The following is a 7,894-nucleotide window of genomic DNA, read 5'->3' on the forward strand; positions in this document are numbered from 1 at the left end:
GGGCTTGCTCGCGAAGACGGCGGCACATCCAGCATCGATGTGACTGACATACCGCTTTCGCGAGCAAGCCCGCTCCCACAGGGTCCTGCGTTTTAACTGACTACCATCACCACTGCGCGAAGGCGACAAAGCTTGAACCCGAGGTATCGCACTGTTTTTTGTGGGAGCGGGCTTGCTCGCGAAGACGGCGGCACATCCAGCATCGATGTGACTGACATACCGCTTTCGCGAGCAAGCCCGCTCCCACAGGGGGACTGCGGTGCCTGAATTACCGGGCAGCCCAGGCATTGAAGCGCTGTTCAAGCTCCTCGCCGTGGTCGACCCAGAATTCCGCATCCACCGCCCGCGCGCCGGCCAGGTTGGCTTCGGCGGTCGGCAGTTGCTCCTGCACATCCTTGGGCAGCAATGGCAAGGTCTGGCGATGCACCGGCCCGTAAGGGATGGTTTCCGAGAAGACTTTTTGCGTCTGCGGCTGGCTGGCGAACGCGATGAAGTTTTCCGCCAACACCTTGTTCGGCGTGCCTTTGACCACCGCCCAGTATTCCGGGTCGTACAGGCTCTGCGGCCAGACGATGCTCAGCTTCATGCCTTCCTTTTGCGCCGAGGCGATCCGGCCGTTGTAGGCCGCGCTCATCACCACGTCCCCGGCCACCAGCCATTGCGCCGGTTGCGCGCCCGCCTCCCACCACTGGATGTTCGGCTTGATCTGGTCGAGCTTGGCAAAGGCCCGCGTCACGCCCTGCGGAGTGTTCAAGACCTTGTACACATCGTCCGCCTTGACGCCGTCGGCCAGCAAGGCGATTTCCAGGGTGTACTTGGCGCTCTTGCGCAGGCCGCGCTTGCCCGGGAAGTCGGCGACATTCCAGAAGTCCGCCCAGGATTGCGGGGCCTTGGCCTGCTTGCTCTGGTCATAGGCCATGACCATCGACCAGACATAAGTGGCCACCCCGCACTCGGTCAGTGCACCCGGGACAAAATTCGCCGAATCACCGAATCGTCCCGCATCGAGCTTCTCGAACAGGCCCTCCTCGCAGCCGCGCAATAGTTCGGGGCTTTCGACTTCCACCACGTCCCAACTGGTGTGACCGGCCGAGACCATGGCCTTGATCTTCGACAGCTCGCCGTTGTACTCACCGGCGATGATGTTGCCCGCGCCGCTGGCGTTAAAGGGCTGGAAGTAGGCTTTATCCTGAGCCTGTTTGGTAGCACCACCGAAGGAAATCACGGTGAGGTCCTGGGGGGCCGCCCACACACTGGCACTCAACAACGCCAGGGCAAACGGAACACTGCAACGCAAGGATCTGGACATGGATCGCTTCCTCGGGCCTTGTCAGCCCTTTGTTGTTATGGGTGTTCGGATTCACTCAAGTAGGCAGCCAGGCGATCCATCAAGCGGTCACAGGCCGCCATCTGATCAACGCTGACGAATTCATCGGGCTTGTGTCCCTGATCCATGCTGCCGGGACCGCAGACCACTGACGGAATGCCGGCCTGATCGAACAACCCGCCTTCGGTGCCAAAGGCCACGGTGCTGAAATCATCGCTGCCGCACAGCTCGGCAATCAGCCGGGCAGCCGCGCTGTCGGCTGGCGTCGCCAGGCCGGGATAGGCCGAGATTTTTTCAAAGCGGATAGCGGTATCGCTGTCCACGGCCTGCATGGCCGGCAGCAATGTCTGCTCGGCGTAGTCCTGCAGCTCATCGACGACCACTTGCGGGGCGAAGTCCGGCAAGGCGCGGATCTCGAAATCGAAACGGCAGTCCGCTGGCACGATGTTCAGCGCCGTACCGCCCTGGATTACCCCGACCTGCACGGTCGAGAACGCCGGATCAAAGCGCTTGTCATGCAATGGTGGCCGGGCCAGCGTGGCGCCGATATCGCCCAGCCGACCGATCAGGCGTGCGGCCTGCTCGATGGCATTCACCCCATAAGGCGCGTAAGCCGAATGACAGGCAGCGCCGCGCACGTGGCAACGCATCGCCAGTTTGCCCTTGTGGCCGAGCACCGGCTTGAGCTCGGTCGGCTCGCCGATCAGGCACAACGCCGGTGCCGGAATGCGCTGGGGCAGCACTTCCAGCAAACCGCGCACGCCGAGGCATCCGACCTCTTCGTCATAGGAAAAAGCCAGGTGCACCGGGCGGCGTAACGGGCTGGCCAGAAACATCGGCACAGCGGCCAGCACCGACGCCAGATAGCCTTTCATGTCCGCCGTGCCGCGGCCGTAAAGCTTGCCGCCCGCCTCGCTCAGGCAAAACGGCTCGACCGTCCACGCTTGGCCGTCCACCGGCACCACGTCGGTGTGCCCGGACAACACGATACCGCCGGCCACACGCGGACCAACCGTGGCCAACAAGTTGGCCTTGGTCCGCTCGGCGTTGTAGATCAGCTCGCAATCCACGCCCAGTTCGTGCAGGTAACTACGCACGAACTCGATCAGCTCCAGGTTCGAATCGCGGCTGACCGTGGCGAACCCGATCAATCGCGCGAGCATGGCGCGGCTGCGCAACTCACTCATCGCCGGGCACTCCATAGCTCGGGGCCAGGGTCGGATTGAGGGCGCGGGTCAGGTAGTCCTGCAATTGCGGCTCGTAGGCTTTCCACAGTTTGCCCAGCTCGCCAATCGGGTTTTCATCGGCCCAATCCACCCGCAGATCGACAATCGGCCAGGTCAGGTCACCGACCACCGACAACGCCGCCGAGTGCACCGCGCCGGCTTCGCCGCCCGCGTCCTGCCCGGCCTGCAAGGCATTCATCAGGCGGGTGGCGAGGCAGCCTTCGCTGTTTTCGAAGGCCGTGACCATGGCTTCGATCACCCCACTGTTAGCCAGCAGATTGCCGGCCGCCACGCATTGCTCACCGGCCACAGCGTTGTTGATGCCCAGCGCATGGTTACCGCTGAACACCGCCGTGCGGCCCTGGGCATCGACCACTGCCACTTGCCGATACTGGCTGTAGCCGTTGCGGGTCAACGAGTGGTCCAGCGCCTGGGGCGGCGCCGAGCCGTTGGCCAGTTCATCGAGAATCTGCGGGCCGAGGGCCGGCAGCGTGATGTTCTGGCTCGACACCGCGCCGACCCCGGCACGCAGCCACGGGCAGCGAGCGCCGACGGCAATGCTCGAAGAACTGATGGCAATGCCCAGCTGGCCGGTCTCGGCGCAGCGACCAACGATGGAAAAGGTCATGGCGAATTCCTTATTCAGGGATGACAGCAATCACATCAATTTCCATCAGCCACTGCGGCTGGCCGAGGGCGCTGACCACCAGCCCGGTGGAGATAGGGAACACACCTTTGAGCCACTTGCCGACTTCCTGATACACCGGCTCGCGGTAGCGCGGGTCGATCAGGTAAGTGGTGGTCTTGACGATGTGGCTCAGGTCGCTGCCTGCCTCTTCCAGCAGTTGCTTGACGTTGCGCATGGCTTGCTCGGCCTGGGCGCGCGGATCACCGAGGCCTACCAGTTGACCGTTGAAATCGGTGCCGACCTGACCACGCACATACACCGTGTTGCCGGCGCGAACGGCCTGGCACAGGTCGTTGTCGAGCGTCTGGTTCGGGTAGGTGTCTTTGGTGTTGAACATGCGGATGCGGGTATGAGTAGGCATTAACGAACTCCCATGAGGCTGGCTTTCTGAAGAGGTGCTCGGGCGGCTTCGGCTTGACGCTGGGTCGCATCCCGATAGTTGAGATAGGTGTGCTGTTTAACGATGTGATCGGCGATGTGCTTGGCGTCGTGCCAAACGCCCCAGATAAACGCGGAGCCACGACGGGACTGCCAAGGCAAACCGACGAAATACACCCCCTGCTCGGCCGACACGCCGCGCTGGTGCTGCGGTTTGCCGTTTTCCTTGAAGGCATCGACCTTCAGCCAGCTGTAATCGGTGGAGTAACCGGTGGCCCAGATAATCGTGGTGACGCCTGCATTGAGCAGATCCAGTTCCAGGATTGGATTTGTCACGCAATCCGGGTCCGTCAGCATGGCGCGGGCTTCGGGTTCCAGCGGCAGGTCCAGGCCATTGCGTTCGATATAGGCGTCGGCCTTGTCGAGCAGTGCGAGGTAGTTTTCATCGCCACGGCGGATGTTGTCGGCGAGGTTGTCTTCGAAACTCACCACAGCGCCGTTGAACGATTGGGTCAGGCCGACCAGTGTCATGCCCTGGTGCGCCAACCGGCGGAAGTCCACGGTGTGGCCGCCACGGGCACCGCTCACGGCGATGGTCACGTGCTCCTTGCCCGGTTGCATGGCCTCGGCATCCCACTCGCCGAGCACCCCCAGCCACCAGCAGAAATCGCGGTTGCGATAGGCACGTGGCGGACGGTCGTGGGCGCCCACCGACAGGTAGACCTGCTTGCCGGAACGTTGCAGCTCATCGGCGATCTGCACGCCCGAAGAACCGGCGCCCACCACCAGCACCGCGCCCTCGGCCAGTTGCTGCGGGTTGTAGTATTGGGCGGAGTGAATCTGGGTGATGCCGGCGATTTGCGGGGCAATCGGCGGGATTGCCGGGCGCTGGAACGGACCGGTGGCGACCACCACATGCCGAGCCTCGATCACGCCATCAGAGGTTTCAACAGTGAAGCCCGGACGATCAGTGTTGCGCTGCACTTTCCTGACTTCAACGCCAGTGCGGATCGGCGCGTTGAACTTGCGGGCGTAGGCCTCGAAGTACTCAGCCACCTGCTCTTTTCCGGCAAAGGCATCCGGGTCCAGACCGTCGAATTCCAGCCCCGGGAAACGGTCGTGCCAGGCCGGGCCGTTGGCCACCAGCGAATCCCAGCGGCCAGTGCGCCAGGCTTCGGCGACACGATTGCGCTCCAGGACGAGGTGGGGCACGCCGAGCTTGCTCAGGTGTTCACTCATGGCCACGCCGGCCTGGCCGGCGCCAACAACAAGCGTATCAATTTCGGTTTTATCAACTGTCATGGCTGTGCACTTCTGAAAGGTGGTTTGATTCAGGTCGGTCATGGCTGCCGCCTCGATTCTGATCACTGTTGTTCTTCTGCTGCCGCTATCGGTGTCAGGGTGTTGGCCGCATTCTGTTCGGAGCCGGGAAATAGCGAAATTATGTTTTTTGTGGTTGCTGGCGAGGAAAAAGCGTCGAGCCGACCGGTCGGCTGTGCGAGGTTGCGGGAGGGCCGATCCCGGCCTATGGTCCTAGCGATGAAATGCCTGCGATTGACGCCCGATGGCACACCGCAGGTCGCTGTCCACCCAGTGCGAATTTGCGCAAGGAAGTGATGACATGCCCGACAACTCCCGCCCCGCCGTGCTCGAACTGATCGGCAACACGCCTTTGGTGCGCGTCAGCCGATTCGATACCGGTCCGTGCACGCTGTTTCTCAAACTCGAATCCCAGAACCCCGGCGGTTCGATCAAGGACCGTATCGGTCTGGCCATGATCGATACCGCCGAACGCGATGGTCGCCTGCGTCCCGGTGGCACCATCGTCGAAGCCACCGCCGGCAATACCGGCCTCGGCCTGGCCCTGGTCGGCCGCGCCAAGGGTTACCGGGTGGTGCTGGTGGTGCCGGACAAGATGTCTACCGAGAAGGTTCTGCACCTCAAGGCCATGGGCGCCGAGGTGCACATCACTCGCTCCGATGTCGGCAAGGGTCATCCCGAGTACTACCAGGACGTCGCCGCGCGGCTCGCGGCGGAAATTCCCGATGCGTTCTTCGCCGACCAGTTCAACAACCCCGCCAACCCGCTGGCCCACGAATGCAGCACCGCGCCGGAGATCTGGGCGCAAACCCAGCATGATGTGGACGCGATCGTCGTCGGCGTCGGTTCGGCCGGCACCCTCACCGGCCTGACCCGCTTCTTCAAACGCGTGCAGCCGGATCTGGAAATGGTCCTGGCCGACCCGGTCGGTTCGGTGATGGCCGAATACAGCCGCGGTGGCACCCTCCCCACCCCCGGTTCGTGGGCGGTGGAAGGCATCGGCGAGGACTTCATTCCGTCGATTGCCGACCTGTCCAGCGTGCGCCACGCCTATTCGATCAGCGACGAAGAAAGCTTCGACCATGCCCGCCAGTTGCTGCGCGCCGAAGGCATTCTCGGCGGTTCCTCGACCGGTACCCTGCTGGCCGCCGCACTGCGTTACTGCCGTGAACAGACCGAACCGAAACGGGTGGTGAGCTTCGTCTGCGACACCGGTACGCGTTATCTGTCGAAGGTCTACAACGACCAGTGGATGAACGATCAGGGCTTGCTGCAACGCAAGCACTACGGCGACCTGCGCGATCTGATCGCGCGGCGTTTCGAGGACGGCCGGGTGATCAGCGTCGGCCCCGATGACACCCTGCTCACCGCGTTCCAGCGCATGCGCCTGGCAGATGTGTCGCAACTGCCGGTGCTGGTGAACGGCAAACAACTGGTCGGTGTGATCGACGAGTCCGACATCCTGCTGGGCGTGCATGAAGACGTTACGCACTTCCGCAAGACCGTATCCAGCGCCATGACCGACAAACTGCAAACCCTGTCCCCCGGCGCCTCACTGGCGGATCTGGAGGCAGAACTGGGCCGTGGACTGGTGGCAATCATTCAGGATGCCTCGGGTTTCCACGGACTGATTACCCGAACCGACATGCTCAATCACCTGCGGAGATCCCTGCCATGAGTCAGCACGATGAAAACGCCCCGCCACGGGGCTTCGCCACCCGCGTGATCCATGCCGGGCAAACGCCGGACCCTTCGACCGGGGCGCTGATGCCGCCGATCTACGCCAACTCCACCTACCTGCAACAGAGCCCCGGCGTGCATAAAGGCCTGGATTACGGGCGCTCGCACAACCCGACGCGCTGGGCCCTGGAGCGCTGCGTGGCCGACCTCGAAGGCGGCACCCGGGCCTTTGCGTTCGCCTCGGGTCTGGCGACCATTTCCACGGTACTGGAACTGCTCGACGCCGGTTCGCACATCGTCTCGGGCAATGACTTGTACGGCGGCACCTTCCGCCTGTTCGACAAGGTGCGCCAGCGCAGCGCCGGGCACCGCTTCAGCTACGTCGACCTGACGGACCTGGCGGCGTTCGAGGCGTCCCTGCAAGACGACACACGGATGGTCATGGTCGAGACACCGAGCAATCCCCTGCTGAACCTGGCAGACCTGGCCGCCATCGCCCGCACCTGCCGCGCACGCGGCATCATCTGCGTGGCCGACAACACCTTCGCCAGCCCATGGATCCAGCGCCCGCTGGAACTGGGTTTCGACATCGTGCTGCACTCGACCACCAAATACCTCAACGGGCACTCCGACGTGATTGGTGGCATCGCCGTGGTCGGGCAGAACGCCGAACTGGCCGAGCGCTTGGGTTTCCTGCAAAACGCCGTGGGTGCCATCGCCGGCCCGTTCGATGCCTTCCTCACCCTGCGCGGGGTGAAGACCCTGGCGCTGCGCATGGAGCGGCATTGCAGCAACGCGCTGGAGCTGGCGCAGTGGCTGGAGCGTCAGCCGCAAGTCTCACGGGTCTACTACCCCGGCCTGCCATCGCACCCGCAACACGAACTGGCCCAACGGCAAATGCGTGGTTTCGGCGGAATGATTTCCGTCGACCTCAACAGCGACCTGGCCGGTGCCAAACGCTTCCTTGAGAGTGTGCAGATCTTCGCCCTGGCCGAGAGCCTGGGCGGCGTGGAAAGCCTGATCGAACACCCGGCGATCATGACCCACGCCACCATTCCAGCCGCCACCCGCGCGCAACTGGGTATCGGCGACGGATTGGTGCGGTTGTCGGTTGGCGTCGAGGACGTGGAAGACTTGCGTGCTGATCTGGCGCAGGCGTTGGCGCGGATGTAAGTCACCTGGATTGTGGGACACCACAAAACCTGTGGGAGCGGGCTTGCTCGCGAAAGCGGTGTGTCAGTCAACGTCATTGCCGACTGATCCACCGCTTTCGCG

At 63.3% G+C, this 7,894-nt stretch carries 7 protein-coding genes; 2 read left to right on the forward strand and 5 right to left on the reverse strand.

The features are described from left to right. Nucleotides 1-268 precede the first annotated feature (268 nt). From AC07XF_RS28440 to AC07XF_RS28460, 5 genes are read right to left on the reverse strand one after another with little or no spacing between them, the layout of a single operon-like run. The gene (locus tag AC07XF_RS28440; RefSeq protein WP_495029171.1) at nucleotides 269-1,309 is read right to left on the reverse strand and encodes an ABC transporter substrate-binding protein; all 1,041 of its coding nucleotides are present in this window, start codon (nucleotides 1,307-1,309) and stop codon (nucleotides 269-271) included. A 35-nt stretch (nucleotides 1,310-1,344) separates the two neighbouring features. Beyond that, nucleotides 1,345-2,514, reverse strand: coding sequence for an acetylornithine deacetylase (argE, locus tag AC07XF_RS28445; RefSeq protein ID WP_495029172.1), 1,170 nt, complete (start codon nucleotides 2,512-2,514; stop codon nucleotides 1,345-1,347). Then, nucleotides 2,507-3,181, reverse strand: a complete 675-nt coding sequence (locus AC07XF_RS28450) for a DUF1028 domain-containing protein (RefSeq protein WP_495029173.1) — start codon at nucleotides 3,179-3,181, stop codon at nucleotides 2,507-2,509. The genes argE and AC07XF_RS28450 overlap by 8 nt, the downstream gene beginning before the upstream one ends. A gap of 10 nt (nucleotides 3,182-3,191) precedes the next feature. Continuing rightward, nucleotides 3,192-3,602 (reverse strand): RidA family protein, encoded by a 411-nt coding sequence (locus tag AC07XF_RS28455; RefSeq protein WP_003201555.1) that lies wholly within the window; start codon nucleotides 3,600-3,602, stop codon nucleotides 3,192-3,194. Further along, nucleotides 3,602-4,963, reverse strand: a complete 1,362-nt coding sequence (locus tag AC07XF_RS28460; RefSeq protein WP_495029174.1) for a flavin-containing monooxygenase — start codon at nucleotides 4,961-4,963, stop codon at nucleotides 3,602-3,604. Before AC07XF_RS28460 ends, AC07XF_RS28455 begins: the two co-directional genes overlap by 1 nt. 277 nt (nucleotides 4,964-5,240) lie before the next feature. On the opposite strand from AC07XF_RS28460, the gene AC07XF_RS28465 reads away from it, so the two are divergent. After that, nucleotides 5,241-6,617: a pyridoxal-phosphate dependent enzyme gene (locus tag AC07XF_RS28465; protein ID WP_495029175.1), complete on the forward strand. Its 1,377-nt coding sequence runs from the start codon at nucleotides 5,241-5,243 to the stop codon at nucleotides 6,615-6,617. Next, nucleotides 6,614-7,792: a trans-sulfuration enzyme family protein gene (locus tag AC07XF_RS28470; protein WP_495029176.1), complete on the forward strand. Its 1,179-nt coding sequence runs from the start codon at nucleotides 6,614-6,616 to the stop codon at nucleotides 7,790-7,792. The genes AC07XF_RS28465 and AC07XF_RS28470 overlap by 4 nt, the downstream gene beginning before the upstream one ends. Nucleotides 7,793-7,894 lie beyond the last annotated feature (102 nt).

The sequence above is a fragment of the Pseudomonas sp. GW821-FHT01C01 genome (genome assembly GCF_059422645.1).